The following is a 25,762-nucleotide window of genomic DNA, read 5'->3' as shown; positions in this document are numbered from 1 at the left end:
ATTTTTAATCCCCATCTACGGGAATGTTTAAAATAACCTTTGTACCCACAGCTTCACCGGAGAAATTTTCAAGGTCTTCTACCATAACTGTGGCATTTAGTTTTGCTTCTTTATTCAGCAGGGCCAGCCTGTTTTCTGTAAGCTTCATACCCAGCGATTTTTTTGAAGCGGATTTGCTTTTGAGTTCCTGCGTTTTTTTACGGCCAACGCCATTGTCTTCAATAACGCATTCCAGCATGTCGCTGGTTTTCATGCGTAAAGAAATATTCAGTTCGCCGGCGCTTTCTTTGTGCAGCAGGCCATGCCATATAGCGTTTTCAACATAAGGTTGTATAATAAGCGGCGGTATATAAACCGTATCAACCTGTACAGATTTGTCAACTGTTATGTTGTAAGTAAACTGCTTTTCAAACCGTATACTTTCCATTTGTATGTACAGGCGCAGCGCCTCCAACTCATTGGCAAGGTTTACCACTTTGCTGTTGGAGTTATCAAGTATCAGCCGTATCAACTTGGCAAACCGGGTAAGATACAGCGACGCGGTGGCCTGTTCACTTTTTACAATATAACGGTTGATGGAATTGAGGCAATTAAAAATAAAATGAGGGTTCATCTGGGCCCTCAAGGCCTGCATTTCCGCATCCGCCATTTTTTGCCTGGTATCCATCAGTATTGCCTCCGCTTTTTCTTTTTCTTCTTCAGCCCTCGCTTTCACAATTTTATTGGCACACAAGGAAGCAATTGTTGTCAAGATGGACAAATGCTTTTGAGTAAAGAATCGTTTTTTTGAGTGTTCGCAATCAATAACACCCAGCACTTTACCGGCTGATATTATCGGAACTGTTATCTCTGAGTACCGTCGCTCCATATCAACAATGTACCGTGCATCTTTAGACGTATCTGTAATAACCTCGGCCCTGCCGGTTTTGGCAACAGTGCCTGTAATGCCCATGCCCAGCGGTATTTCAATAGGCTGTTCTATTTGCTGGTACCCGGGGCTTTTAGGCCCGTGGGCTGCTTTTTGTACCAGCAGGTCCCGGTCATAATCAACCAGATAAATTACACAGTCTTCGAATTGCAGGCGGCTTATGCAGTTGCGGACAACATCCCACAGAATTTCGTCAACAGACTGCTGGCTTGACATACTGGTAGCAAAGTGGTTAATGGCACGCTCTGTCTCCAGTTTTTCCTGCTGCCCTGCAATTTTTTTGTTGCGGTTTCTTATTATCAGCCATACGCAGGTACCGGCCAGCAAACATTCAAGACTGATAAACCACCAGCTTAGCCAAACGGGTGGGAGTATGCGAAACTTAAAACTGTTCTTGGCATCTACCCATACCGCCTGGTTAAGGCTTGCCTGCACTTTAAGCTCGTAATGGCCGGGCGGTAAGGAAAACCTTACCAGGTGGCTGTGCCCTATGTTTTTCCACTCTTTATCAAGCCCCTCCAGCCGGTAGCGGTACATTACTTTGCCGGGGTTGTTATACAGGGCTGAAGCAAGGTCAACCTCCAGTGCGTGCTGGCTATAGCTGATAACAGCCTTTTGATCAAAGTAGTAAATCACAGAATCATGGTTGCCGATACGTGCCTGCCGTATGTAAACATTCAGCAACTCATCCTTAACAGAAAAACTGGCCGGGTTAAAATAGTTAAGCCCCCTGGCGCCTCCTAAAAACAGAACGCTGTCTTTGGCGCGGTACCAGCTATTACTGCTAAAACCATAACCTTGTACGTTGTCTGTATAATCAAAAAGGTTCAGCTTGTTTTGTGAAAGGTTAAGACGGTAAATACCGTTTTCGGACGTAGCCCATACAATACCGTTTTCATCTTCATACAAAGTGTATATAAGATGGTTATCAAGCAGGTTGCTAAACTTTTTAATCTCACTCTGGTTTTTGTTTTGATAGCTAACCGCGTAAAGGCCGTAGTTGGAACCTATAAGCAGGCGGTTATCTTTTAGTATAAACCCACTGCTGATGAATTTATTCTCAAATGGAAGCTGCACACTGTGCAGGTAGGTAAGGTTGCTGTCAAGACAATATAAGCCGTCATTGGTGGTAATCCATACAATCCCATTCTTATCCTGGAAACCAAAATTGCTGTTGTCCTTGGCGAATGGCACATCCAGGAAACGCAGCCGGTATGTTTTTCCATCCATTACGTATATGTTATCCCTGCCCATCAGCAGGTGGTTGCCGTTGCGAAGTGTGATGATGTCATCAAAAAAATCTCCGTTGCTTAACTTTTCAACTTCTTTATTGGCATAAGCAGGGCGCTTGAATGCTCCGGACTCAGGGTGGTACAACCAAATGCCCAGGTCAGTAGGGCCTATAATAAGGTATTTTCCATCATAAACAAGCCCGCGTACAGATGGGTAGGCCAGCCTGTCCTGACTGCCTGGGGTAGGCTGTAACAAAAACCAGTCTTTTCGGTTATTTTTCCAGCAGGCAAGTCCGTAGCCGGTAGCCAGCCAAAGATTGCCGTGGTTATCTTCTGTAATCTTGCGTACCGTATTAATGGTAGACGGCACTTCATCATCCTTGTGTTGAATTTTAACAAGGCCAAACCCCTGGTCAGTTACAGAAAACCTTGCCAATCCGTCTACAGTAGCCATCCATGCATAGCCGTCATTGTCAACATATAAATAAGAGCAGTACCCTTTTGTGGGCACACGGTTGCCATTATAAAAGAAATCAAGTTTTTTAAACCTGGCAGTGGCTGTGTTGTATTCAAAAATGCCCTGCAGGCAGGAGATAAAAAAGCGGTTGGGCGCCACCTGGGCAACATGAAGTATATTAAAGTAGCCTTCACCAGTTTGGGGCAGTGCCTGTGGCAACGCAAGGGTAATGGTATTTCTTTTAAAGTTGCACCAATACGACTTCGTTTTCCAGGTGTACACCAGGGCACTGTCTTCATTTATGGGGTAAATCTTGCTTACAGATGCGGCAGGCAGGCTATCCGCATGTCCTGAGCCTGGCACACTACGGTAAATATAGTCGCCTTTGGCAAAGAAAACCGTATTGCCAAAGCTGCTAAAAGTACGTGTGTCATACCCGGGCTCAACACTTAATGCGGATGGCAGCAGTTTAAATTGTTGTGCTGTTTCGTTGTATTCATAAAGGCCCCTGTTGGTAAGTAACCATAACTGGCCGCTGGGGCCTTGCAGAAAAACACCGGCATATACCGTGTTATCTTTGGTTGCCAGGGCAATCTCTGTAAACCTGCCAGACTCTTCAGAAAAAAGAAATGCCTTACGTGATGATGCAAGCCATACCCTGCCTTTTCGGTCACAAAAGATATGTTCATAAACGTCAGCGGGCCTAAAGGTTTCAATCCGTGCGCCGTCAAAGCGTTGAACCTGGCGGCGGTACATAATCCATACAAACCCTTTTTTATCGCGTACCACTGCGTTAATATTCCCTGGCTGTATGCCGTAGCTGTTGTCGAACAATTGCAGGTGATAATCCGGCAACTGCGCATGTGCGGCAATAATGCCACAAAGCACAGATACAATAATGGCGATATAAGTTTTTACAGCCAAGGCAGTTTTTTAGTCAATTTACAACAGCCGCCAATATAGTTGCTGTGCCCGGCATGCAAATTTGTTTTTTGTAAACTGCGTAAATAAGTGAGTAACTGGCAATGAGGATTAGTAACCGGCATTCCGGAACTGCCGGTTTCTTTATACCATACACTCCACACCATACATTTTATGTTATTTGCAATTCGTATTTGTTCTTGTTTAGTTTCGTACTTTACCCGGTGTAAGCTAAATTGTTTAACATGCTGTCCCCCAAAAGCAGGAGAAATATTGGCAGGATATTGCCGGTTGGCCTAATCTGGCTGCTTTTTAGTTTCATTTATACCCAGCTCGAAAAGGGGCTTCTGGGCAACCTTGATTATTACCCTGCTACCGGCAATCCTTACAATTTCAGCCGTAATATTTTTATAACGCCATTATCCGCATTACTAATGGGCCTGATTATCGGCGCCATCGAAACATTGTATATCAATAAACTGCTTATCCGCAAAAGCCTCAGCAAAAAAATCATCTACAAATCGGCTATTTACCTGGCCTTTATTTTATCCTTCCTGGCACTGCTTACCGCTTTTGCCAATGCCATTGAGTTGCAAAACCCCATCTTCAGCAAAGCGGTATGGAACAATGTTTTCAGCTTTTTTGCAGACTATGCATTTATCAGCGTAATAGTGTACATCGCTTCTATCATTGTTGTTTCGCAGTTTTACATGGAGGTAAACGATAATATTGGCCAGGCTGTACTCGCTAATTTTTTTATGGGCAAATATCACCGCCCTGCAGAAGAGGAAAGGATTTTTATGTTCCTTGATATGAAATCTTCCACCACAATTGCTGAGCAACTGGGCCACCTCACTTATTTTGAAATGCTGAAAGAGTATTATGCGGATTTAACTGAATCTGTAATTAACTACAGCGGCGAAATTTACCAGTATGTGGGTGATGAAATGGTGGTTTCGTGGAAGTTGCAAAAAGGCTTGCAGAACAATAACTGCCTGCAATGTTTTTTATCCATGAAAGCGGCCTTGCTGGCACAGGCTGGAAAATACCACGCAAAGTTCGGCGTATCGCCTTCGTTTAAGGCCGGGTTTCATGCGGGTAAAGTAACCACAGGAGAAATCGGCATTATAAAAAAAGACATCATTTTTACAGGCGATGTACTTAATACTGCCTCCCGTATACAGGGCTTGTGCAATACGTACAACGTAGATATACTTATTTCAGGTGTATTGGCGGCAAAGTGTTTTCCTGCTCAGCAATATTATTTAAAAGCATTGGATGTAGCCGAACTTAGGGGAAGGGGCGAAAAGATGGAGTTATTTACCCTTGTTCAATATTAATGCATTAGACTTTGTTACACATCGTACATCACACATCAAACATCTTACATATCAAAGTACTTCATACTTCAAACTTCGTACTTGCTTTTGGGGGTGCCCCCAAGCTACGCAAGGGGTCGGGCTTTCCGCTATTACTCCGGCACAAGGCTCTGCTGCGATGGCCTCACCGGGGTAACCGCTTCAATCCCTCACCCGAAAGTGCAACACGCTGCTTTACTTACCGGCAGCCTGCCAGGTGGCTTCGCAACATTTAATTTTGAACAAACAAACACTCAACCAAGGGCAAAGTTTGAAATACTGTCTTCAGCGGTTAACTTTGCGGCTTAATATCAAAGTAATATGAAATTTGGCGTTGTAGTTTTTCCGGGTTCCAATTGCGACAGGGATATGCAGGATGCCCTGCAGTACGATCTTAACAAAGAAGTAATCATGCTGTGGCATAAGGAAAAGGATTTGAGTATGTTCTCAACAGAAGACTGCATTGTGCTGCCCGGCGGATTTTCTTACGGTGATTACCTGCGTTGCGGCGCCATTGCCCGTTTTAGCCCGATGATGCAAAGCGTTATTGATTTCGCCAACCGTGGCGGCAAAGTGCTGGGTGTGTGCAACGGGTTCCAGATTTTATGCGAAAGCCACCTGTTACCGGGTGTGTTGCTGCAAAATGCCCACCAGCAGTTTGTTTGCAAAAACATCTATATGAAAAACGGCGATGGCAGGGCGCTTAAAATTCCGGTGGCCCATGGCGAAGGCCGGTTTTATGCCGATGAAAAAACTTTGTACGAACTTGAAGAGAATGACCAGGTAATATTCAGGTACTGCGATGAAAAAGGTACTGTTAATGCAGGCAGTAATCCCAACGGGGCTATACGTTCCATAGCCGGCATAAGCAACAGGGCCGGTAATGTATGGGGCATGATGCCGCACCCTGAAAGGGCTACTTCAGCCGCATTGGGCAACCAGGATGGCCTGGAGGTTTTTAAGATTTTGGAGCTGTACGGCACTGTAGCGGCCGAAAAGCAAGAGTTGGCCACCGCACTGTAAAACAAGAGCGCTCAACTATAAACCGGTTCTCACACCCTTTTAGGTAAACAGGTTTGTAAACCAGCAGGTGTTATGAGTGGGCGCCTGGGTTGGTTATGTGTCGGCTAATTAACAAAGCATATAAAATTTGCTGGATAGATTTGCCGTAAATTTTGAAAAATAATCCGATGAAATATCTTTTTACATTTATTCTTATACTGCTTGCCGGCATTACGTTCGGGCAAGTAGAAGACCCTGTTCAGTGGAGCTACACTGCAAGAAAAAAAGCTGACAACCTGTACGAACTGGTAGTTACGGCTACCTTACCAAAACCCTGGCATATTTATTCTCAAAGCACCCCGGCCGGCGGCCCGGTGCCAACCAGGTTTATTTTCAAAACAAACCCATTGCTTTCCGTAACGGGAAAGCCAAAAGAAGTAGGCGCCCTGCAAACGATAAAGGACGAAAACTTTGGTGTAGATGTAAAATATTACAGCAACAAAGTGGAGTTTGTACAGTCTGTAAAATTGAAAGGAAAAGTTAAAACCAATATATCTGGTACGGTTGAATACATGGTATGCAATGATGAGCGTTGCCTGCCCCCAACCAAAAAAACATTTGATGTAAAATTGCTGTAGCACCTTCTAATGAATAAAAATATTATTGCCTTTTTATTAGCGGCGGTTCTTTTTGCCAATAACATTACTGCACAGGATACTTCGCAACCTGTGCAGTTTTCTTTTTCGGTAAGCCGGGTTAACGATTCATTGGCATGGCTTAATGTAAAAGCCGTAATTAAAAAAGATGTTTACCTTTTCTCGGCTAAAAAGCAAACGGCTGATGATGTGTTTTTTTCGTCGCTGCAACTTGATTCATCGTTAAGCGCATTATCCCATCCCGGGGATACGCTGTGGGAAAGTGCTAACCGCCGGTTAATTGCCGTGCAGGAGGGGGCTAATGCTTATGCTTTTGCAGACAGTGCTGAAATTAAATTGCCGCTGCACGTAGCCGCCGACAGTAGTTATGTTACCGGAAAGTTTGTATGGCTGGGAAAAGCCGGTGATGAATTCCCCAGCGGCGAGGAAAAGTTCAGGGTATTGGTTAAACCGGTGAGCAAGCCAGTTGCTGCCAATACGGGTGACCTGGAAGGCAAAACACTAGGCACTCTTTTCTGGCTTTGCCTGGGCGCAGGCGTATTGGCTATTTTTACTCCCTGTGTTTTCCCGCTTATACCGGTAACAGTTAGCATCTTTTTAAAGAAAAGCAAAACAAAACAACAGGGTGTACGTAACGCGGCATGGTATTCTGCCAGCATCGTTCTTATTTATGCTATACCCACAATAATCCTAACCAAGATCTTTGGGGAAAAGATATTGTACCTCATATCTATACACCCGGTGACCAACATGCTGTTTTTTGTCATATTCATTGTGTTTGGTATTTCCTTGTTGGGTGCATTTGAGTTAACCCTGCCGTCTAAATGGGCTAACAGTTCAGATGAAAAAGCCAGTAAAGGTGGTTTCAGCGGTATTTTCTTTATGGCGCTAACACTGGTAATCGTTTCCTTTTCCTGCACCGGCCCCATTGTTGGGCTGCTGTTGGGACAAACCTCTCAACAGGGCACCACGCTGGCGCCAATTGTGGGTATGTTTGGTTTTGGGCTTGGGTTGGCACTTCCATTTACACTTTTTGCCTTCTTTCCTTCGCTTATGCAATCGCTGCCTAAGAGCGGCGGCTGGCTTAACAGTGTTAAAGTGGCATTTGGTTTTATAGAACTGGCGCTGGCGTTGAAGTTTTTAAGCAATGTTGACCTTATATATCACTGGCGCTTGCTTGACAGGGAAATTTTCCTGGTAATATGGATTGTACTGTCCTTTCTGCTGGGGCTTTACCTGCTGGGAAAGCTGAAGTTCTCTCACGACAGCGACCTGAAACACATCGGAATCCCCAGGTTATTTTTCAGCATTGCTGTGTTCAGTTTTGGCCTATACCTGTTGCCTGGTTTATGGGGAGCTCCCCTGAAAGGTCTGAGCGGTTTAATTCCCCCGTCTGTAACACAGGACTTTAACCTGGATGACCTGCAATATAAAATAGGTAAAGTGCCCGTTTCTGCGGAAGGCCCGGCTGGCGATGCAAAACCACCGCAAAAACTTACAGATAAACTGCATGTGCCTTTTGGCCTTACGGCATACTTTGACCTGGAAGAAGGCCTGGCTGCGGCTAAAGCACTCAGTAAACCGGTAATGCTGGATTTTACCGGGCATTCATGCGCTAACTGCCGTAAAATGGAGGAAAAGGTTTGGAAACATCCCGACGTATTAAAGCGCATGAAGGAAAATTTTGTGCTTATCAGCCTGTATGTAGACGAATCCACAGAACTGCCGGAAAACGAAAAGTACTACAACGACAAAAAGGAGTACATAGATAATGTGGGCCTCAAAAACCTGGACTACGAAATAAAGAAATTCGGTATTAACGCCCAACCTCTTTACATGTTTCTTGATTTGGCGGGCAACCCGCTAAGTAATGTTAAATACGGCTACGATGCCGATGTTGAAAAATTCATCAGCCACCTGGATGATGTTAAGCAGGAATTTGAAAAGCGTAAGTAATGTTCAGCCGGTAATGATTATTGGGAGGTGATGCCTGCTGGGTCAGTATTGGTAAAGCTGGGTGGCTGCCGGATTGAAGCGGAAAGCCCGCAGCCACGAGGTACGAGTGGCGAGGACTTGCAGCGAAAAGCCGGAACTGCAGTTGCTGGCAGTTCATTAGCAGAAAGCCCCAGATTCTTGTTGTTGGGTTAAATATGTCCATATTTTTTCTGGTAGGCTATTAACCATCCTACAACTTCATTATAACTTTCAATACCACGTGCCTGATCATTGATTTTGAGGTAGTTATTATAGAATATTTTGATCAAAGGCTCCACGGGATTTTTATAACGCCGCTGGTAGTCACGGTAGGTTTTCATGTCAAGTTTTACCAATGTATCAAGCTGGCGGTAGTTGGCCCTTGCGGCAAGGCTGTCCCGGTAAAACAATTCATTGTTGGCATAATTAAACAGGTCGAAATAAACCGAATAATTAAAAAAAGGATCGCTGCTTTGCTTTGCAGCCAGGTAGCCGGTAAAGTTGGCCTCGCTTTCGCTGCCATAGCCCAATTGGTGGGCAACCTCGTGGCAGGTAACATAAGGCAATAAAAAAGGAGGGGCTGTAACATTTACCTGCGATTCTCCGGTAAAAGGGTTGAGGTAACCGAGAAAGCCCAGGTAGTTGCCCGCTTTGCCATACATGGAGCGCTTGATGGATGGGGATGTATAGCGCAGAAACGGAAAAGTATCGGCCACAGCCTTGTAGGCTTCGGTTGCTTTGCCGAATACCTGCTGGTAAGAAGGGTAGGAGCGCTGTTGCCGGGCAAGTACGGCGCGGTAGCCATTCACTTTTTGTAACAGGCTGCCGGTAAGCGCTTTAAGTTCTGTAGTATCATAAGGTTGCGGCGTAATCTTTAATTGGTAAGCAATGCCCAGCCTGTCGTAATTAAGGCCCCAGGCCAGGTTAAAAAACAGGTAGATGCCAAGCACCCTGTTAAGGTTGCGGCGCAAAGCCCCGGTAACATAAACTTTGTCAAACCGTTTGTTTAATATTTTAACTGCCAGCTTAACCACAGTTTTTATTAGCCAGAGGGCTGCTACAGCATATAAAATGTCGCCAATACTAAACGGAATAAAATGTAACAGGTACCGCATTTTTGCCGCCAGCCAGGGATAAATTGCCGTGGAATACCAGGTTTCAACAAAGTAAGGAAACTGCGAAAAAAGCCAGGCAAGCAATGCTAACACCAACAATGTTAATCTTTTAAGCCAGGGGTAGCCGGTCTTATTATTCATGAATGTGGATAATTTTGGCCTGTCATAAAATCTGTCCACAATTACGGTAAGAATGAGGATAACTCCAATTTTCCTTTTTCTTTTGGCTTAATTATCATACCTTTGCCACCCCGAAAAAACAACCATGAATAACCGTAGAGAGTTTGAAATAGCGTTTGTAGGCCTTAAGCCGGGAATTCATGAGTATGAGTATCATGTGGGGGACAAGTTCTTTGCCCAGTATGGTGAGCAGGATTTTACCAATTGCCATGCTGACATTAAACTTCAGCTTGACAAAAAAACCGGCTTCATGTTGCTGAAATTTGACATTGGCGGCTCTGCTGATGTTTTCTGCGACAGGTGCGGTAACCCGCTTACGCTGCAATTGTGGGATGAGTTTAAAATTGTGGTGAAGATGGTGGATGACCCTGAAGAAATGAACGCCCAGGAAGAAGACCCGGATGTTTATTACATCAGCCGCGGCGAAAGCCATTTATCCGTAGCCGATTGGATTTATGAGTTCATTAACCTGAGCATCCCGATGCAGAAAGTTTGCGCAGACAAACCCAATGGAGATTCTGGCTGCAACCAGGAAGTGCTGGAAAGGCTGAACCACCTGAAAAACGAACAAACAGAAACACATAATTCAATCTGGAAAGGATTGGACCAGTTTAAAAATCTTGATTAACTTTTTATAAATTTCGAGTTATGCCAAATCCAAAAAGGAGACATTCTCAACAGCGCAGCGCTAAAAGAAGAACGCACTATATAGCAGAGACTGTTACATTAAGTAAAGATACAACCACCGGAGAAACACATGTACGCCACCGTGCACATGTAAGCGAAGGCAAATTGTATTACAAGGGAAAGCTGGTGTCTGAAAAAGCACCTTTAAAAGCTTAGTCCCTTTTAAAAGATATCAATTTACACATACACAGGCCCATAGGCCTGTGTATCGTATTTCTATAGGTGAAGGTTCAAAACCCTTTCCGGGTACTTCGTAGCTCTTGCCTGTCCCACCGCACATACAACATCTCACCCATCCTGGTACTTGATACTTCGTAACTCGTACTTGCCCCTTCTTCTTTCATTTTTTCGTTAATAATTTAGCAACATATTTTGTAGATTGCCGCTCATGAATATAGGCTTAGACATGATGGGTGGAGACTATGCCCCGCTTGAAGCAGTAAAGGGCCTCCATTTATTTTTAAAAGGTTATACAGGAAAGGCAGTGCTGTATTGTATAGGTAAGCAGGAAGAAATAAGCCCCCTTTTACAAGAGTACAATATTGACGATAGCCGTATTAAAATAGTTCATGCACCAGAAGTAATTGGTTACCACGAGCACCCTACCAAAGCTTTAAAAGAAAAACAACAGTCTTCTATTGCCATAGGTTTTCATCTGCTATCAACCGGCAAAATAGAAGCTTTTATCAGCGCCGGCAATACAGGCGCCATGCTGGTAGGCACCATGTACACCATCAAAGCCATAGCTGGTGTAATGCGCCCAACAATTGCTACAATTATACCGCGGCTTAGCGGTAAAACCGGCCTGCTGCTGGATGTTGGCCTTAATGCAGACTGCAAGCCCGAACAACTAAACCAGTTTGCCCTGCTGGGCAGCCTGTATGCAGAGAAAATTCTGGGCATTGAAAACCCATCTGTTGGTTTGCTGAATGTTGGTGAAGAAGAGGGCAAAGGCAACCAGCTTGCACAGGCAACCTACCCTTTGCTAAAGCAAAACAGCTCCATTAATTTTTGCGGTAATGTAGAGGGCCGCGATTTAATTCACGATAAAGCCGATGTGGTGGTTTGTGATGGTTTTACAGGCAATGTTATTCTTAAAATGGCCGAAACCATTTATGATATTGCCATAGCCCGCAAGCTTGAAAATGACGAATACCTGCACCGTTTTCACTATGAAAATTATGGCGGCACCCCTGTTTTAGGTGTGGCAAAGCCGGTTATCATAGGCCACGGCATAAGCAACGGCAAAGCCTTTATGAATATGATTGCGCTTGCGGAGAAAATGATTGAGTCTGGCTTTTGCGATACGCTGAAGGAAGCCTTTCATGCGGAAAAAGAAGAAAAATAAACCCCGCTCCGGAATAAAGTTGATACAGCCGTTTTCCACATCTAACACATTACGCGTACTTCGTACTTCAATCTTCGTACTTATTACATCGTACATCCCACACCAAACATCTAACATGACACAAGTACTTCGTACTTCTACCTTCGTACTTGGGGGTGCCCCCAAGCTTCGCAAGGGGTCGGGCTTTCCGCTACTACTCCGGCACAGGGCCCATGCTGCGATGGCCTCACCGGGGTAGCCGCTTCAATCCCTCACCCGGTAGTGTAACCTGTTGTGTCTTTTACAGAGAGGTAGCATGCAGGGCGCCGCAAAACGTAAACTGATTGTATTACCGCATTACCTGGCCAACGGCAAACTGATTACCTGCGTTAGTTATTTTATTGCCGTTAAATTGTATTTCCAGCATTTTTTCACTGGCCACGCTGTTGTTGAATTCATCTTTGAGGGTATATAGAATAGTGCGTGTTTTTACGTCAATCACCTCACCGCTGGAAGGGTAGGCATACCGGCCATCCAGGCTAAAGTTTATCCAGCCCGGCATATCCTGCAACGGTATGGTGGTTAGTTGTTGGTAAGGGGGGGCTGCAGTAAAAACGTGCAGCCGCATATTGTGCCCGTCGCATAACCAAAGCTCTTTTTCGTCCGGTGTTAGCCCTATGCCATGGCTGGGGTTGCCATGCCTTCTAACCGGGCCGGGCAGCCATCCTTCTACTTCAACATGTGCCAGCTTTTTGCCGCTATGTATATCGCCCACTTCAAAGCCAAGCAGGCTGTCAACCGTTACATAAGCCAGCGTTTCTTTACCGTTAACCGTAAAGGGGCGTACATTATTGTTAAAAGGCCCTATTTTAGAAGAAACGCTATGTTGCTGCGCATCGGCAACATACAGCCAGGGGCTGGCAATATCATCCAGGTAAACCTGTGTGCCTGCAGTGCTGTAGATGGTATTATGGGCACGCTTATATACATCAATTTTTTTTACAAGGTTGCCCGTTGCGCAATCTACCACATTCCACCAGCCTTTTTCAAGAGAGGGCAGGTACATGGTAAGCCCATCCGGTGATATGGCCATACGGTCGCACCCGCCATCGAACTGCTTTTCCCAAATCAGTTTTTCCGTTGTTAGGTCAATACGCTGCAAAGATTCAAGCGTGCTAACATAAATACTGTTTAGGGCAACGCTTACAGCAATGCCTTTAACATTGGAGGGTTTGCCATTAGGGTGCATGCCCTGTGTGGCTATACGCTTTACAAAACGGTGATTGTTGTTAATGTCGAATACAAGAATACCATGACCACCATAACCGAGGTAATCCCGTATGCCGGGTACAGCCACATAAAGGTATCGCCTGGCCGCGGTGTTGCCGCTTTCTGCGGCAGGCGCGGTTTGTGCAAAAGCGTTTACATGGTGAAAGGCAAAATAAACCAGGAGCGTAAAGAATGCGGTTAATTTCATAGCAGCATGTTAAGTAAGTATGGCAATACGGTAAACTTACGGCAGTTGGGGCTTATATAAAATGTTTTTCGGCAAAACCTGTACTGTTACCTGCCGCTGAAAATGCCGGCGGTATAAGTACCGGATTCCTGTGGTTGCATCATGCCGAATAAACAAGCCTGCCAGTTAATGGCAGGATATTCGTATGCATATATTTGTATGTAGCTTATACTATTATGAAAAGAATTCTGTTTCTGCTTGGATTCGCGTTGATTATTGTACTGGTTTTCTGGCTGGGCAACCGGTTTGGCAGCAAAACGGTAAACGAGGAAATATTGAGCAACAGCCTTATTGTACGCGAAATTTCGGAATTGGCCAGCCTTGAAGTACAGGGCACGGCCAGCATTAAACGCAGCAACCTGGAGAACGATGGCGGCTGGAGCGACAACCTGAAAAAAATGTTTCTTGAGAATACCGTTTGGGTATCTGTGCCCTACCTTGCCAAATACGGCGTAGATGTGAATGAAAAGAATTTTAAGGTTACAGTAAGCGATAAGAATATACTGGTGCAACTGCCGGCGCCTAAGCTGTTAAGTTATGAGCTGAAGATTGACCGGATGGAAACCTCTAACCGCAAGGGCCTGCTGCTTACCCAGTACGATGAAACCTATACCGCGGTGCAAAAAAAACTATACCAAACATCCCGTGACCAGTTAACCAACAATACGCATTACCTGCAGCAATCACAGGAAAAAATCCGTAAAATTATTGCGCAATACTACCAGCCTTTTTTAAAAGACCATCAGCTTGATGTAGTGTTTGCAGAAATTAAACCGGGGGAATTGAAGTAACTCACAGGAAGAAGTGTGTGTTCTTACAGTTCAATGTTTGTTTGTTCAAAGTTTAATGTTAGCGATTTGCTCAACTTACAGGTTTCAAAATTCATCGCTTGCACTTTTATTAACCAAAATCTTATTAGCAACAGACCGGAAACCAGCTACATGTAACCTGCAACCGGCTGTCGGGTGAGGGATTGAAGCGGATACCCCGGTGAAGGTATTGTGCGATGGCTTTGCGCCGGAGTATGAGCGGAAAGCCCGACCCGAGGCACGAGGGACACCCCCAAAAATACTTTGAACACAATCTACAGCCCCAATTCAGTCCTGAGTTTTTTGGTTAGTTTGGCTACTACCAGGTCGTAAGATTTCTTAAGATAATGCTGCCACTCCGCTTTGCTCATATATTGTAATTTCGCGGCCGCCCATTGCCTCTTGGCAGAGTATGGCGCCTGGCCAATACCATCCCGCTCGGTTAACTCAGCGAAATCTTCTTCAGTAACTTTAAAGGAAGCGCTTATGGGCGCAGCGGTACCCAGTATGCAAAAAATTTTGCCGCCCACTTTAAACACAAGATGCTCGCCCCATTGAACTGTTTCGGTAACCTGCGGCAATGAGTTGCAGTATGATTGTATGGTTTCAAGGCTCATGGTAAATATGTTTTTACGCCATCTGTAACAGCCTGCAAAAATAGCGGATGTAATAGCCCGTAACCGTAAAAATTTAAATTTAGGCCGCTTGTAAAATGACCCATGCAGGCGGTGCTTCCGCTACGGCATTTAAATTAACTTCGGCACATGTATAACGTAAATTACTTTAAAGCCACGGATGAAAAAGAAGTGTTTGAATTTATGCGGCAGCACCCTTTTATTACCCTTTGCGGTGTGGATGCCAACAACAGCCCTGTAGCTACGCATATACCGGTTTTGCTGGAAGAGCGTGGAGATAAACTTTTCCTGCTGGCCCATGTAATGCGCAAACAAACACATACACTTGCTTTTGAGGCCAACCCCAATGTGCTGGCTATTTTTTCAGGCGCACATACCTATGTAAGCGCAAGTTTATATGCTAATCCGGCCACGGCAAGCACCTGGAATTACCAGGCAGTGCATGCCAAAGGGATTTTAAGGTTTCTGAATGATGACGGGCTGCTCTCTTTGCTAAAGCGCCTTACTGAATATTTTGAGGATAACCCGCATTCCGCGGCGCTTGTACAACACATGGATGGTGCTTATGTAAAGAATATGATGAAAGCAATTGTTGCTTTTGAAATAGAAGTAACATCCACAGAACATGTTTTTAAGTTAAGCCAAAACCGTGACGAAAAGAGCTATGATAACATTACTGCGCACTTAAGTACTCTTGACCCGGATGCCAAAGCTATTGCCGAAACCATGGCGCAACGAAAGGATAAAGTTTTTACCCATGAAAAATAAAGTAGCTTTTTTGCTGGGTTTGATGGCCATAAGCTGTAGTGCACGTATTAACCCTGCATTTGCCCCGCTTGGCGGCAACGCGGCATTTGATAAACAGGGCCACCGCGGTTGCTGTGGCCTGATGCCTGAAAACACTATTACCGGTTACCTTAAGGCCATTGATATTGGCGTAACCACGCTGGAAATGGATGGGGTTATCAGTAAAGATAAACAGGTGCTGATGAGCCATGAACCTTTTTTTAACCATGACATTACCACAAAACCGGATGGCAGTTTTGTTACAGAAGGGGAGGAGAAGCAGCTAAATATTTACAGGATGGATTATGCTGAAGTGAGGCTTTATGACGTAGGCCTGAAACCTCACCCCCGTTTTCCTGAGCAACTAAAGGTAAAAGCTGTAAAGCCGCTGCTGCGGAATGTAATAGATAGCGTGGAAGCTTATACAGCTTCAAAAAGGCTAAAGCCTGTATTATATAATATTGAAACCAAATGTTCCCCGGCAGGGGATGGCGTGTACCACCCGGCGCCGGCTGAATTTGTTGAATTACTGATGGCCGTGGTAAAGGAAAAGAAAATAGAAGACCGTGTTATTATACAATCCTTCGATCCCCGCAGCCTGCAATACCTGCATGAGCATTATCCTGCTATTAAGACCGCACTTTTAGTTGAAAACTTTGACAAAAAAACTTTTGCGCTTCAGTTGAAGGACCTGGGTTTTATACCAACCATTTACAGCCCGGCGCATGAACTGGTTACACCGTTGCTGGTGAAGCAATGCCATGATGCGGGTATAAAAATTATTCCCTGGACGGTTAATGATGCAGCCCGCATAAAAGAGTTGAAAGCGCTTGGTGTTGATGGCATCATAAGCGATTATCCCAACCTGTTTGGAAAAAGATAATACTTCCTGTTGCCGGAGAGTTGATTTAAAGATGGGTTGGTTCTTCCTTTATATTTGCGGCATGAACATAACCGCTCTTGTTAAACAGATAAAAGCAAAGAAAAATTACCTGTGTGTGGGGCTTGATACCGACCTGGCCAAAATTCCCCAACATTTAAGGCAGCACCCGGATGCCGTTTTTGAGTTTAACAAGGCCATAATTGACGCTACCAAAGACTATTGTGTTAGTTACAAGATAAACACGGCTTTTTATGAGTCGCAGGGGTTGAAAGGCTGGGAAGCCATGGAAAAAACCCTGCACTATATTCCCGAAACACATTTTACCATTGCTGATGCCAAAAGGGGAGATATCGGCAATACTTCTTCTCAATACGCCAAAACTTTTTTTGAAACGCTGCCTTTTGATGCCGTTACAGTGGCGCCTTATATGGGCGAAGACAGCGTTAGGCCCTTCCTGGAATATGAAGACAAGGTAACTATTGTACTGGGCTTAACCTCCAACAAAGGCAGCCAGGATTTTCAATACCTGGCCGTACACCACAAGCAGGATGATTTATCGTTACTGCCGCATATAATTGACGCTAACCGCCCACGGCTATTGTTTGAGGAAGTGCTGATAAAAATAGCCCAGTGGGGAACACCGGATAACCTGATGTTTGTAATTGGCGCCACGCAAGCTTCCCAGCTTGAGATTATCCGCGGCATACTGCCCGGGCATTTTTTACTGGTGCCTGGTGTTGGCACGCAAGGGGGAAGCCTTAAAGAAGTGAGCGAATATGGCCTTAACAAAGATGCCGGCCTGCTGGTTAATGTAAGCCGGGCTGTTATTTACGCTTCCGGCGGCGAAGACTTTGCCGTTAAAGCCGGAGAAGCTGCCAAGGCTTATGCGGATGAAATGAAGACTTACCTGTAACACTACTATGCTGTGAAAAATCCCCGGTTTTGGCTGTATTTCACATTTTTCTTTTTTGCATGCGGGATTAGCTTTGCTGTATCAAAATAAGGATATGGCAAAAAGGTTAGCAGGCAAATATTACTATTTTCAACCATTTAAAAATCCTTACCTGCCAGTCAATCAATGCCAATCGTTTGTTTTGAAACATATACGGACATTTAAACCTTAAACCCTCCCTCCCTGTAACCTTATATACCTTCATAACCTTTTTGGAGTTTGGTTTTCTCATCTTTTGCCCGTGCGGTTACCGCATGGGCTTTTTTATGATATTGCACAAAAGAAAAAGCCGGAAAAATCCGGCCTTTTTTATCGCATCAAAAAGAACATTACAACTTTATAGTAGCCGGTAAGTACTTTGCAATCAGGTCTTCATAATAATGCTTCAGCTCAGATACTACCGGTGGCTTAGGGCTCTTCGAATATAAGTCATAAGGATTAAACTTCCTCACCCAGTCAAACATTTTACGGTCATTGTCATTCATCAGGTGGTCGTACGCCTGTTCCCTGTGTTCTGCATAAAAAGAATGGTACCTTATCATGTACAATGCCGGTTCTGGTAAATAGTCTTTGGTAATGTGGTACAAGTATTCATCATGGCCCCAGCTCATGTGTACTTTATCCAGCCCGCAACCGTGTTCGTAAACACCGTATTTGGTATTGTAGCGCTCATCCGAATTGTCGGGGTTAAGCTCAAAAAATTCGCTGTAAACAACTTTGTCTGAAAACCTGCAACCTACCGGGAAAGTATCGCCAACCACTGCCCATTGCGGCTCTCCGAAAAGGCAGAGTACTTTGCCCATATCATGAATAAAACCTGTAAGTACAAACCAGTCCGGGTGGCCATCGGCACGTATGGCTTCAGCGGTTTGCAGCAGGTGCTGTAACTGGTCTAAATCAATATCCGGGTCAGAATCATCTACCAGGGTATTCAAGAATTCCATCGCATTCCATACAGGCATTTCCTTGCGGTTAAACTGCAGGAATTCATTCTTTTTTTCCTGTACAAAATCGTAGGTCTGGTACTTATGGTTCAGCCGGTAAAACTCCCTTACGGTATCCCGTTGCGGGTTATCGTAATTGCGGAATTCTTCTTTTTTCTTTGCCGGTTGCCCCGGTTCAGGATAACGTTCCAAAACATCGTCTTCCCATTCTTCAATACTGCCTAAAGGATTAATTTCTTCTGTGGAATAAGTAGCGTGTGTTTTCATGTCAAGCAAATTATTAAAAGGGAAATTTACAATTTTTAGCTGAAACACCTGCACATTGCAGATATTTTAATTTGTGTAATGCGAGGTTGCCACAGGCTTATGCCTGTTGATGCCTCAATGCGGTGCCGGCACAAGTAACCAGTGGCATCGCCTGTTGCAAATATGATTTTGTTATGATTGGGTCTTTCAGTGAAAGAATCAATCATAATCGCTACTTTCCTGGTCCCGTTTTTCATGGCAGCCTTTAAACGGGTATTAGAAATCCACTATGGGGCCAACCATGTTTCCGCATATTCTACCTGGTGGGAAAAGCTCCGTAGAATTACCTCTGTACAAGTGTGCGACGCAAGGGACGCCTCATAGTAATTCCTCCTGCCCGGCCCATAAAAATTCACTGCTTTCTTCTTACCAGAAAATTGTGTACAGTGCAGTCAGTACCCCCATAATGATAACCGAACCCACCATAAATGATGGGGAACATTTAAACATGCTGGTATCTATAATCATTACCTTTTGATGGTGTTCTTTCTTCTTGTCCAGCAGGCTCATAATAATAATAAGGGCCACCAGTATTACAAACACAATGCTCATGCGGTCAAGAAAAGGATAATCAGGGAAGGCGCCGTTTGTCCATGCCGGTAGAAACTTAAGAATGGTGGATAGTGGTATGGTAAGCAGTGCCGAAGCCAGTGCTGCGTTAGCGGTAGTACGTTTCCAGAAAAAGCCCAGCAGGAAAATAGCGAATACGCCCGGGGAAATAAAGCCCACATACTCCTGTATAAACTGGTAAGCCTGGTCCAGGGATTTTAGGGCAGGGGCAACTACGCTGGCTAAAATCATGGCCACTACAACCGTTATGCGGCCTGTTTTTACCAGTTGCTTTTCGCTGGCTTCTTTATTAAAATACTTCTTGTAAATATCCAGCGAAAAAATGGTGGAAATACTGTTGGCCTTACCTGCCAGCGATGCAACAATGGCGGCCGTTAGTGCGGCAAAAGCCAGGCCTTTTAAACCATCAGGCAAAAGGTTCATCAGGGTAGGGTAGGCCTGGTCTGGCTTTATTACGCCGTTAACATCTTTCATCTCCTGCTGAAACAAACCATTCTCGTGCATTACAAACATGGTTATGCCCGGTATTACCACTATCAAAGGAACCAGCAGTTTTAAAAATGCCGCGAAGAGTATGCCGCTGCGGGCTGTTTTTAAATCGGCCCCCAGGGCACGTTGCGTAATATATTGGTTGCAGCCCCAGTAGTTAAGGTTGTTAATCCACATACCGCCAGCCAGTACTGCCAGGCCCGGCAGGTCTTTATAGTAGGGGTGCGATTTATCAAAGATCATGTGAAAATGTGAGGGGGCTTTTTCCCTTATTACGCCAAGGCCTTTCAATATATCGCCGCCATAGCCAAAATGTTTGCTTACCAAATCCAGTGCAAGATAAGTGGTTACCAGGCCGCCCATCACCAGCACAGCCACCTGTATCACATCGGTATAGCCGATTACTTTCATGCCGCCCAGGGTTACTATTATTGAAAATATGCCCAGCCCTATCATGCAGGCTTCAAAGCTGATGCCTGATATGGCAGATACTGCCAAAGCGCCCAGGTAAATAATGGATGTAAGGTTTACAAATACATACACCAGCAACCAGAATATGGCCATGATGGTTGCTACTGTATCGTTATACCGCCGTGACAAAAACTGCGGCATGGTGTATATCTTATTTTTAAGGTACACCGGTATAAAAAATATCGCCACGATTACCAGTGTTGCGGCTGCCATCCACTCGTACGAGGAAATGGCAAGGCCCAGCGCAAAGCCCGAGCCGGACATGCCGATAAAATGTTCGGCAGATATATTTGACGCGATAAGTGATGCTCCGATGGCCCACCAGGTTAAAGAGCCTTCTGCCAGGAAGAAATCTTTTGAATCAGTTGTTTTAGATCTTTTACGCTGGTACACAAACAAACCATACCCTGCAACGATTATAAAATAAATAATAAATACAATGTAGTCTGCCTGGTGCAATCGGTTCATGGTGTTTAGAAATAAGGCAGGAAAATAAGCATAATATATATACGTGCAGAGATGATGATAAAATAAATTGAAGGTTGCTAACCTGGCACTGCCCAGCCGGTCCGGCCTTCGTCTTCTGCCATAGAAAAACAAAGCCCACGTTATTACAACGCAGGCTTTACAGTAAATGAAATTATATTATTTGGGTACTTTAACTGCCTGGCGTGCCAGCAGCTTCCATTGGCTGTTTTGTTTTTGCCATACCAGCAAAATGTAAAGGCTTACAGTTCCGGGCTTGCCGCCGTCGTTGTTTTCTGCATCAAGCTTATGGCGTACAATGGCAGCGTCGTTTACAATTTTAATGGTTTGCTCAGAGAGGTTAATGGTAACAAAGTCTGATTTACCGCTGACAAGCGCTTCTACAAATTCCTGCCGGTTTTCAATTTTACCGCTTGAGTGGCCATAGCTTAACCCTTCTGCAGTAATGGCTTCAAGCGCTGTTTTGTCGGCGTCAACCATCGCCTTGCGCAGGGTTTCCACAGCGGCGGCCACCAGTGTTTCGTCCTGCGATTGTGCGGTGCTTTTCATTGATGTTGCCAGCAGCAGCAACAAGGCATACAACCATTTAGTGTTCATAAGTTTTTGTTTGGTGATTGCTTCAAATATAATCGTCTTTGCGTTAATGATAAAATTGAATGGTGCTTGTTTGACGTGTTGTTGTGCAGTACGCAATTAACACAATAGTTTTTTTGCATTCTCAAATATCCTGCTTACTTTAACCCTTCAAAAAAATTGCGATATGAAAACAAAATCTCTCCGTCTCTTGCTGTGTGCGTTGCTGCTTACAGCTTCCGTTTCATTTCTTACATCGTGTAAAAGCGGCCCTAAAGACACAGACCTTACAGCTACGCTTCAGCAAAAACTTAGTACCATACCCGGTGTAAGTGTTGCCGTAAAAGATGGCGTGGCCACCCTTAGCGGCGAGGTTAAGGACGAAGCTGCCAAGGCCACCGCCGAAAGCGAAGCCAAAGCTGTGGAAGGTGTTAAGAGTGTAGTGAACAGCCTTACAGTGGCACCACCACCACCTCCTCCGGTAGTTATTTCGCCCGATGATGCTTTAATTAAAAGTGTTACCGATGCCATTAAAGATTTTTCTGGCGTAAAGGCCGATGTAAAGGAAGGTGTGGTTACCCTTACAGGCGAAATAAAGAGAACAAGCCTGCCAAAATTGATAATGGCTGTTCAGGCTTTGAAACCTAAAAAAGTTGAAAACAAATTAACCATCAAATAATCCGGAGGATAACACTATGGCACTGCAAGAAAAATACAAAGAGCTTATTGATGCCGCCACGGCTTCCGGCGCAACCAACCTGTTGGTTAGGGAGGAGGGCGGTGTTTTATACATTGACGGCGAAGTTTCCAGCGGGGCGGTAAAAGATAACCTGTGGAATATCTATAACAGGATTGATCCTGATTTTCGCGGCGGAGACCTTGTACTTAACGTAAACGTTGGCGGTATTGCCGATGGGGACAAACTGAAAGTTGTTACTGAGTCATCTAACCTAAACATAAGGAAAGGCCCCGGTACCGACCAGCCTATTGTTGGCAAGGCGGCACATGGCGAGGTGGTTACGCTTGTTAGCAAAACCAGCGACCAATGGTGGCTGATAAAGACTGATGCCGGCGAAGAAGGTTATTCTTACACGCAATACCTTGCACCGGTGGAATAGCCACACATGCAACTTTTTAATAAAGCCATCGCGTTACGGCGATGGCTTTTTGTTTTACTATTTTAATACAGCCGCCAGCAAATTGCAGGTTATATTACAGCATTAAAATCAAACGGTTGCCCATGCATATTTCGCTAACCCATTTACTTATCGCCTTAATTGCAGGTATCGCTTCTATAGTATTGTTAACCGCCCGTTATAAAGTGCATGCTTTTTTTGCCTTGTTCATAGCTTGTTTTGTGGTGGGCCTTAGTGTGCAGATGCCGGTGGATGCTATCCTTAAAGCCATGAAAGAAGGCTTTGGGCATATCATGTCATCGCTGGCTTTGATTATTGTATTGGGCGCCACTCTTGGCGTGCTGCTGGAGCATACAGGCAGTACCAAAGTAATGGCTGATTATATACTGCGTAAAACCGGCGAACGGCGTGCCCCGCTGGCCATGAGCATTACGGGCTTTGTTGTAGGCCTGCCCATCTTTTGCGATTCAGGATATATAGTGTTGAGCGGGCTTGCCAAATCTCTTGCCCGGCGTACCGGCACTGCTATAACGATAATAGCGGTATCGCTTGCTACGGGGCTTTATTCCGTTCATTGCCTTATACCGCCACACCCGGGTATGAGTGCCGCTGCCGCAGCGCTGCATATTGACTATGGCCGCCTGATACTCACAGGCATACTGGTGGCCATACCTGCATCCATGGCGGGTTATGCATGGGCGGTTTATGCCGGTAAAAAAATGGCTGATGCCGAAGTGGCCGAAACCAGCGGTGATATGGCCACACAGCACCTTAAACCCATACAGGCTTTTTTACCCGTGTTTGTACCTATTGTATTGATAGCGTTAAATTCTTTTCTGTCCGGCAATAATAGCGGTGCTGGTGTGCTCTCCGGCATATTAAATGTAATGGGCGAACCAGTTATTGCACTATCCGCGGGCATTGTGCTGGCTTTGTTCAATGCCCGCAAAGGCGCGGGTTCTTTTACCCATGTGCTGCAGGAAGCGGCCGAAAAAGCCGGCGGCATACTGGTTATTATTGGTGCAGGCGGCGCTTTTGGAGCAGTGTTGGCGGCTACCAACCCGGCCGGGCATTTTGCCGGTATGGCAATTGGCGGTAAACTGGCTTTATTATTTCCGTTCCTGGTAACTTTTGTGCTTAAAACGGCGCAGGGATCTTCTACCGTAGCCATTATTACAGCTTCGTCGCTGGTGCAGCCGCTGCTGCCTGCGCTGGGGCTTGACAGCGAGAATGGCCGCCTGCTGGCCGTGCTGGGCATGGGCGCCGGATCTATGATGATATCCCATGCCAACGATGCCTATTTCTGGGTGATAGCTAAATTTTCAGGGTTTGAGATGAAAGCGATGTTAAAAGTGTATTCTGTTGCTTCTGTTTGGATGGGGCTGGTAACACTCGGCGTAATTTACCTGCTTTCATTTTTTATGCTATAGGGTTTTGAACAGAGGTTTTTAGATACCAGCGATAGTATTTCATGGCATCATCGTTGCGTCGCAATCCGTTCATCGGTTGGTTCATTGGGCGGCTTTTCAGACCCGGGTATACATGTTTCTGCCGCCGCAGGCGCCAGAAACAAATGCCGGCCTTAACTTACTGACTCTGCTGACTTACTTCATGACTTCATGACCTTGTGACTTTATAACTTCTTGACTTCCTGACTTTATTGTCTCTTTTTACATTCCTGCTGTTTGCTTAACGCCATCCAGTATGGTTTTCCAAACCAGGCTGAAAAATGTTTTGTCTTGTGGGCGTTTGTAGTAAATATTAAAAGGCACTGCCGGCTTATCTTTTTTGGGGTAGTGTTTGTTAAGCTTTAAAGTGTTGGCTATAAAACTTAACAGGCCACGTTTTTTTAATTTACCATCATCATCTTTTTTAAGAATGGTTATGTCAAGGTCGCTGTAAGTCAGCAGAAGGTTGCCACGTGCACTGTTGTTGTTGCCCGTCATGTCAAGTTTTAGACTGTTCACTACAGCCTCGTTAATTTTTACCATGGCCAGTGGCTCGGTTACAATGTTCAGCAGCTTTCCATCCAGCCTGCCCAACCTGGCATACACGGAAAAAACACCCTGCGCCTGCTGCGACAGATCGAACCGGAAACCGGCTTTCATAGCGGCAGACTTCATAAATGAAGTACTGGCATCAATATTCAGCATGGCGTTGCGGGCAATACGGTCTGGTATGTTGGTAATGTTGGTAATAACGGCATCGGTGTTCTGAAAATAAATATGTCCTTCCCGGAATGTTTCTTCATTAAACTCCGAATAAGTAACATCCAGGTTTTTAATGTTGATGGTATTTATAGCTATGGGCATGGCGCTTTTAAACAATTTCTGGTGCGGGTAATTACCGTTGCCCGGCGGGCCGCCGGCTGGCAGCGTTTTGTCGCTGTAAATTTCTGCGCTGCCGTTGGCCATCATTATTTCATCAATGCGTACAGATTCGTTGGTTATTATCCCCCACCAGTTAATGCCTGAAATCCTGATGTCGTTAAAGCTTATGTCGTACCTGTCTTTACGCGTCTTCATTATTTTACGAAACTGGGTTTTGCTAACCCTGGGCTCCAGGCTGAATTTTTTTATGCTTACCTGTTTTTCTGCCGCGTTAATCATTACACTGTCAAGGCTGAACTTGTACAGGCTGTCAGCCGTAAGTTTGCTGTATTTAACCGCGGATATATTGGCGTCTTTGGCGTAAAAGAAACGGCTTGTATCGTTTTGGGTAGAAGCGTCTATTAAAAAATCAGTAAGTGAAATATTAAGTTCGGGAAAATGGTCTTCGGCTTTAGTGCTGTCGTTGATAAAATGGATACCCGCATTCCTGATGCCTAAAGAGCTTATCCCAAATGAACCAATTTGTTCTGTAATACGCTGGTATAAAGTGGACGTATCTTCCACCTGGTTTTTTCCGGGGCGATGGTGAATGGTAATAACCGGGTTATCTATATACAGCACATTTAGCCGTATGTTTTTCTTCTGCACAATATCAACAGGGGTAATACCGTCAATAACAATTGCGCTTACCGCCACTTTAAACAAATCGTTGGGTTGTTGCCCGGTTGCCCGCATTTGGCTATACATGCTGGAATCGTAGTCTAATTTTATATCAAGCAGGTTAACCTTTGAGCCAATTACATCAATATCAATTTTACCGATGCTGATATTATACAATCCTTTGGAACCCTCTTTTACCACAGACTGGATCTTTTCTTTTATCATGGGTTCAAAGTCTGTAAGCCTTTTGCTTTTTAAGTAGAAATACAGGGCTGTGCCGATTGCAGCAAGAACAACTGTTGCAATGAGTAATTTTTTCTTCATCCATCAACTTTGTGTGTAACGAGAATAGTGGCAGGAGATAATAAATAAAGTTTCG

At 44.8% G+C, this 25,762-nt stretch carries 22 protein-coding genes; 14 read left to right on the top strand and 8 right to left on the bottom strand.

What is annotated here, in order from left to right; all coding sequences use genetic code 11:
• Positions 1–4 precede the first annotated feature (4 nt).
• A complete protein-coding gene (locus F0364_RS24985) occupies positions 5–3,541 on the bottom strand; it encodes a sensor histidine kinase (protein WP_153800548.1) in 3,537 nt (1,178 codons plus the stop codon).
• Between the two features lie 242 nt (positions 3,542–3,783).
• Between F0364_RS24985 and F0364_RS24980 the strand changes: the two genes are divergently transcribed.
• The 4 genes from F0364_RS24980 (at position 3,784) to F0364_RS24965 (ending at position 8,510) form a co-directional block, all read left to right on the top strand.
• A complete protein-coding gene (locus F0364_RS24980) occupies positions 3,784–4,878 on the top strand; it encodes an adenylate/guanylate cyclase domain-containing protein (RefSeq protein WP_153800547.1) in 1,095 nt (364 codons plus the stop codon).
• Between the two features lie 339 nt (positions 4,879–5,217).
• Positions 5,218–5,919, top strand: a complete 702-nt coding sequence (gene purQ / locus F0364_RS24975; protein WP_153800546.1) for a phosphoribosylformylglycinamidine synthase subunit PurQ — start codon at positions 5,218–5,220, stop codon at positions 5,917–5,919.
• Positions 5,920–6,086: 167 nt separating this feature from the next.
• The gene (locus F0364_RS24970; protein WP_153800545.1) at positions 6,087–6,536 is read left to right on the top strand and encodes a protein-disulfide reductase DsbD domain-containing protein; all 450 of its coding nucleotides are present in this window, start codon (positions 6,087–6,089) and stop codon (positions 6,534–6,536) included.
• A gap of 9 nt (positions 6,537–6,545) precedes the next feature.
• Complete coding sequence (locus tag F0364_RS24965) at positions 6,546–8,510, top strand: protein-disulfide reductase DsbD family protein (protein WP_153800544.1); 1,965 nt, start codon at positions 6,546–6,548, stop codon at positions 8,508–8,510.
• Positions 8,511–8,698: 188 nt separating this feature from the next.
• Here the strand turns inward: F0364_RS24965 and F0364_RS24960 are convergent, their stop codons facing one another.
• Positions 8,699–9,784, bottom strand: coding sequence for a DUF3810 domain-containing protein (locus F0364_RS24960; RefSeq protein WP_153800543.1), 1,086 nt, complete (start codon positions 9,782–9,784; stop codon positions 8,699–8,701).
• 124 nt (positions 9,785–9,908) lie between these two features.
• Here F0364_RS24960 and F0364_RS24955 point away from each other — a divergent pair, with 124 nt between their 5' ends.
• The 3 genes from F0364_RS24955 to plsX all read left to right on the top strand — a co-directional run bounded on the left by F0364_RS24955 (position 9,909) and on the right by plsX (position 11,858).
• Entirely contained in the window at positions 9,909–10,451 is a 543-nt protein-coding gene (locus F0364_RS24955; RefSeq protein WP_153800542.1) for a YceD family protein, read from the top strand.
• A 20-nt stretch (positions 10,452–10,471) separates the two neighbouring features.
• Entirely contained in the window at positions 10,472–10,666 is a 195-nt protein-coding gene (gene rpmF, locus F0364_RS24950) for a 50S ribosomal protein L32 (protein ID WP_153800541.1), read from the top strand.
• 232 nt (positions 10,667–10,898) lie between these two features.
• Positions 10,899–11,858 (top strand): phosphate acyltransferase PlsX, encoded by a 960-nt coding sequence (plsX, locus tag F0364_RS24945; RefSeq protein WP_153800540.1) that lies wholly within the window; start codon positions 10,899–10,901, stop codon positions 11,856–11,858.
• A gap of 328 nt (positions 11,859–12,186) precedes the next feature.
• On the opposite strand, the gene F0364_RS24940 is transcribed toward plsX, so the two are convergent.
• Entirely contained in the window at positions 12,187–13,314 is a 1,128-nt protein-coding gene (locus F0364_RS24940; RefSeq protein WP_153800539.1) for a YncE family protein, read from the bottom strand.
• 215 nt (positions 13,315–13,529) lie between these two features.
• Between F0364_RS24940 and F0364_RS24935 the strand changes: the two genes are divergently transcribed.
• Complete coding sequence (locus F0364_RS24935; RefSeq protein WP_153800538.1) at positions 13,530–14,144, top strand: DUF4230 domain-containing protein; 615 nt, start codon at positions 13,530–13,532, stop codon at positions 14,142–14,144.
• A 293-nt stretch (positions 14,145–14,437) separates the two neighbouring features.
• Here F0364_RS24935 and F0364_RS24930 read toward each other — a convergent pair whose 3' ends face one another.
• Complete coding sequence (locus F0364_RS24930; protein WP_207632870.1) at positions 14,438–14,779, bottom strand: MmcQ/YjbR family DNA-binding protein; 342 nt, start codon at positions 14,777–14,779, stop codon at positions 14,438–14,440.
• 147 nt (positions 14,780–14,926) lie between these two features.
• On the opposite strand from F0364_RS24930, the gene F0364_RS24925 reads away from it, so the two are divergent.
• From F0364_RS24925 to pyrF, 3 genes are all read left to right on the top strand, one after another.
• A complete protein-coding gene (locus F0364_RS24925; protein WP_153800537.1) occupies positions 14,927–15,565 on the top strand; it encodes an FMN-binding negative transcriptional regulator in 639 nt (212 codons plus the stop codon).
• Complete coding sequence (locus tag F0364_RS24920; protein ID WP_153800536.1) at positions 15,555–16,466, top strand: glycerophosphodiester phosphodiesterase; 912 nt, start codon at positions 15,555–15,557, stop codon at positions 16,464–16,466. The genes F0364_RS24925 and F0364_RS24920 overlap by 11 nt, the downstream gene beginning before the upstream one ends.
• A gap of 61 nt (positions 16,467–16,527) precedes the next feature.
• Entirely contained in the window at positions 16,528–17,379 is an 852-nt protein-coding gene (gene pyrF / locus F0364_RS24915; protein ID WP_153800535.1) for an orotidine-5'-phosphate decarboxylase, read from the top strand.
• 368 nt (positions 17,380–17,747) lie between these two features.
• Here the strand turns inward: pyrF and F0364_RS24910 are convergent, their stop codons facing one another.
• From F0364_RS24910 to F0364_RS24900, 3 genes are all read right to left on the bottom strand, one after another.
• Positions 17,748–18,629 carry an inositol oxygenase family protein gene (locus F0364_RS24910; RefSeq protein ID WP_153800534.1) on the bottom strand — a complete coding sequence of 294 codons (882 nt, stop codon included), beginning with the start codon at positions 18,627–18,629 and terminating at the stop codon, positions 17,748–17,750.
• Positions 18,630–19,034: 405 nt separating this feature from the next.
• Positions 19,035–20,666: a sodium/sugar symporter gene (locus F0364_RS24905; protein WP_153800533.1), complete on the bottom strand. Its 1,632-nt coding sequence runs from the start codon at positions 20,664–20,666 to the stop codon at positions 19,035–19,037.
• A 177-nt stretch (positions 20,667–20,843) separates the two neighbouring features.
• The gene (locus tag F0364_RS24900) at positions 20,844–21,281 is read right to left on the bottom strand and encodes a nuclear transport factor 2 family protein (RefSeq protein WP_153800532.1); all 438 of its coding nucleotides are present in this window, start codon (positions 21,279–21,281) and stop codon (positions 20,844–20,846) included.
• 163 nt (positions 21,282–21,444) lie between these two features.
• Here F0364_RS24900 and F0364_RS24895 point away from each other — a divergent pair, with 163 nt between their 5' ends.
• The 3 genes from F0364_RS24895 to F0364_RS24885 all read left to right on the top strand — a co-directional run bounded on the left by F0364_RS24895 (position 21,445) and on the right by F0364_RS24885 (position 23,823).
• Complete coding sequence (locus F0364_RS24895) at positions 21,445–21,936, top strand: BON domain-containing protein (RefSeq protein WP_153800531.1); 492 nt, start codon at positions 21,445–21,447, stop codon at positions 21,934–21,936.
• A 16-nt stretch (positions 21,937–21,952) separates the two neighbouring features.
• The gene (locus F0364_RS24890; protein WP_153800530.1) at positions 21,953–22,375 is read left to right on the top strand and encodes an SH3 domain-containing protein; all 423 of its coding nucleotides are present in this window, start codon (positions 21,953–21,955) and stop codon (positions 22,373–22,375) included.
• 122 nt (positions 22,376–22,497) lie between these two features.
• On the top strand, positions 22,498–23,823 hold the full coding sequence (locus F0364_RS24885; RefSeq protein ID WP_153800529.1) for a GntP family permease: 1,326 nt from the start codon (positions 22,498–22,500) through the stop codon (positions 23,821–23,823).
• 240 nt (positions 23,824–24,063) lie between these two features.
• On the opposite strand, the gene F0364_RS24880 is transcribed toward F0364_RS24885, so the two are convergent.
• A complete protein-coding gene (locus tag F0364_RS24880) occupies positions 24,064–25,707 on the bottom strand; it encodes a hypothetical protein (RefSeq protein ID WP_153800528.1) in 1,644 nt (547 codons plus the stop codon).
• Positions 25,708–25,762 lie beyond the last annotated feature (55 nt).

Origin of the sequence: Foetidibacter luteolus, assembly GCF_009650435.1 — a bacterium.
GTDB classification, from domain to species: Bacteria; Bacteroidota; Bacteroidia; order Chitinophagales; family Chitinophagaceae; genus Foetidibacter; species Foetidibacter luteolus.
Note: the sequence above shows the minus strand (reverse complement) of the source record. Positions and strands in the feature narration are given on the sequence as shown.

Coding starts and splice junctions, on each gene's coding strand:
- F0364_RS24955 (WP_153800542.1), top strand. CDS start 9,909: ATGAATAACCGTAGAGAGTTTGAAATAGCGTTTGTAGGCCTTAAGCCG.
- F0364_RS24910 (WP_153800534.1), bottom strand. CDS start 18,629: ATGAAAACACACGCTACTTATTCCACAGAAGAAATTAATCCTTTAGGC.
- F0364_RS24890 (WP_153800530.1), top strand. CDS start 21,953: ATGGCACTGCAAGAAAAATACAAAGAGCTTATTGATGCCGCCACGGCT.
- F0364_RS24895 (WP_153800531.1), top strand. CDS start 21,445: ATGAAAACAAAATCTCTCCGTCTCTTGCTGTGTGCGTTGCTGCTTACA.
- F0364_RS24930 (WP_207632870.1), bottom strand. CDS start 14,779: ATGAGCCTTGAAACCATACAATCATACTGCAACTCATTGCCGCAGGTT.
- rpmF (WP_153800541.1), top strand. CDS start 10,472: ATGCCAAATCCAAAAAGGAGACATTCTCAACAGCGCAGCGCTAAAAGA.
- F0364_RS24935 (WP_153800538.1), top strand. CDS start 13,530: ATGAAAAGAATTCTGTTTCTGCTTGGATTCGCGTTGATTATTGTACTG.
- F0364_RS24885 (WP_153800529.1), top strand. CDS start 22,498: ATGCATATTTCGCTAACCCATTTACTTATCGCCTTAATTGCAGGTATC.
- F0364_RS24965 (WP_153800544.1), top strand. CDS start 6,546: ATGAATAAAAATATTATTGCCTTTTTATTAGCGGCGGTTCTTTTTGCC.
- purQ (WP_153800546.1), top strand. CDS start 5,218: ATGAAATTTGGCGTTGTAGTTTTTCCGGGTTCCAATTGCGACAGGGAT.
- F0364_RS24880 (WP_153800528.1), bottom strand. CDS start 25,707: ATGAAGAAAAAATTACTCATTGCAACAGTTGTTCTTGCTGCAATCGGC.
- F0364_RS24960 (WP_153800543.1), bottom strand. CDS start 9,784: ATGAATAATAAGACCGGCTACCCCTGGCTTAAAAGATTAACATTGTTG.
- F0364_RS24900 (WP_153800532.1), bottom strand. CDS start 21,281: ATGAACACTAAATGGTTGTATGCCTTGTTGCTGCTGCTGGCAACATCA.
- F0364_RS24925 (WP_153800537.1), top strand. CDS start 14,927: ATGTATAACGTAAATTACTTTAAAGCCACGGATGAAAAAGAAGTGTTT.
- plsX (WP_153800540.1), top strand. CDS start 10,899: ATGAATATAGGCTTAGACATGATGGGTGGAGACTATGCCCCGCTTGAA.
- F0364_RS24905 (WP_153800533.1), bottom strand. CDS start 20,666: ATGAACCGATTGCACCAGGCAGACTACATTGTATTTATTATTTATTTT.
- F0364_RS24970 (WP_153800545.1), top strand. CDS start 6,087: ATGAAATATCTTTTTACATTTATTCTTATACTGCTTGCCGGCATTACG.
- F0364_RS24980 (WP_153800547.1), top strand. CDS start 3,784: ATGCTGTCCCCCAAAAGCAGGAGAAATATTGGCAGGATATTGCCGGTT.
- pyrF (WP_153800535.1), top strand. CDS start 16,528: ATGAACATAACCGCTCTTGTTAAACAGATAAAAGCAAAGAAAAATTAC.
- F0364_RS24940 (WP_153800539.1), bottom strand. CDS start 13,314: ATGAAATTAACCGCATTCTTTACGCTCCTGGTTTATTTTGCCTTTCAC.
- F0364_RS24920 (WP_153800536.1), top strand. CDS start 15,555: ATGAAAAATAAAGTAGCTTTTTTGCTGGGTTTGATGGCCATAAGCTGT.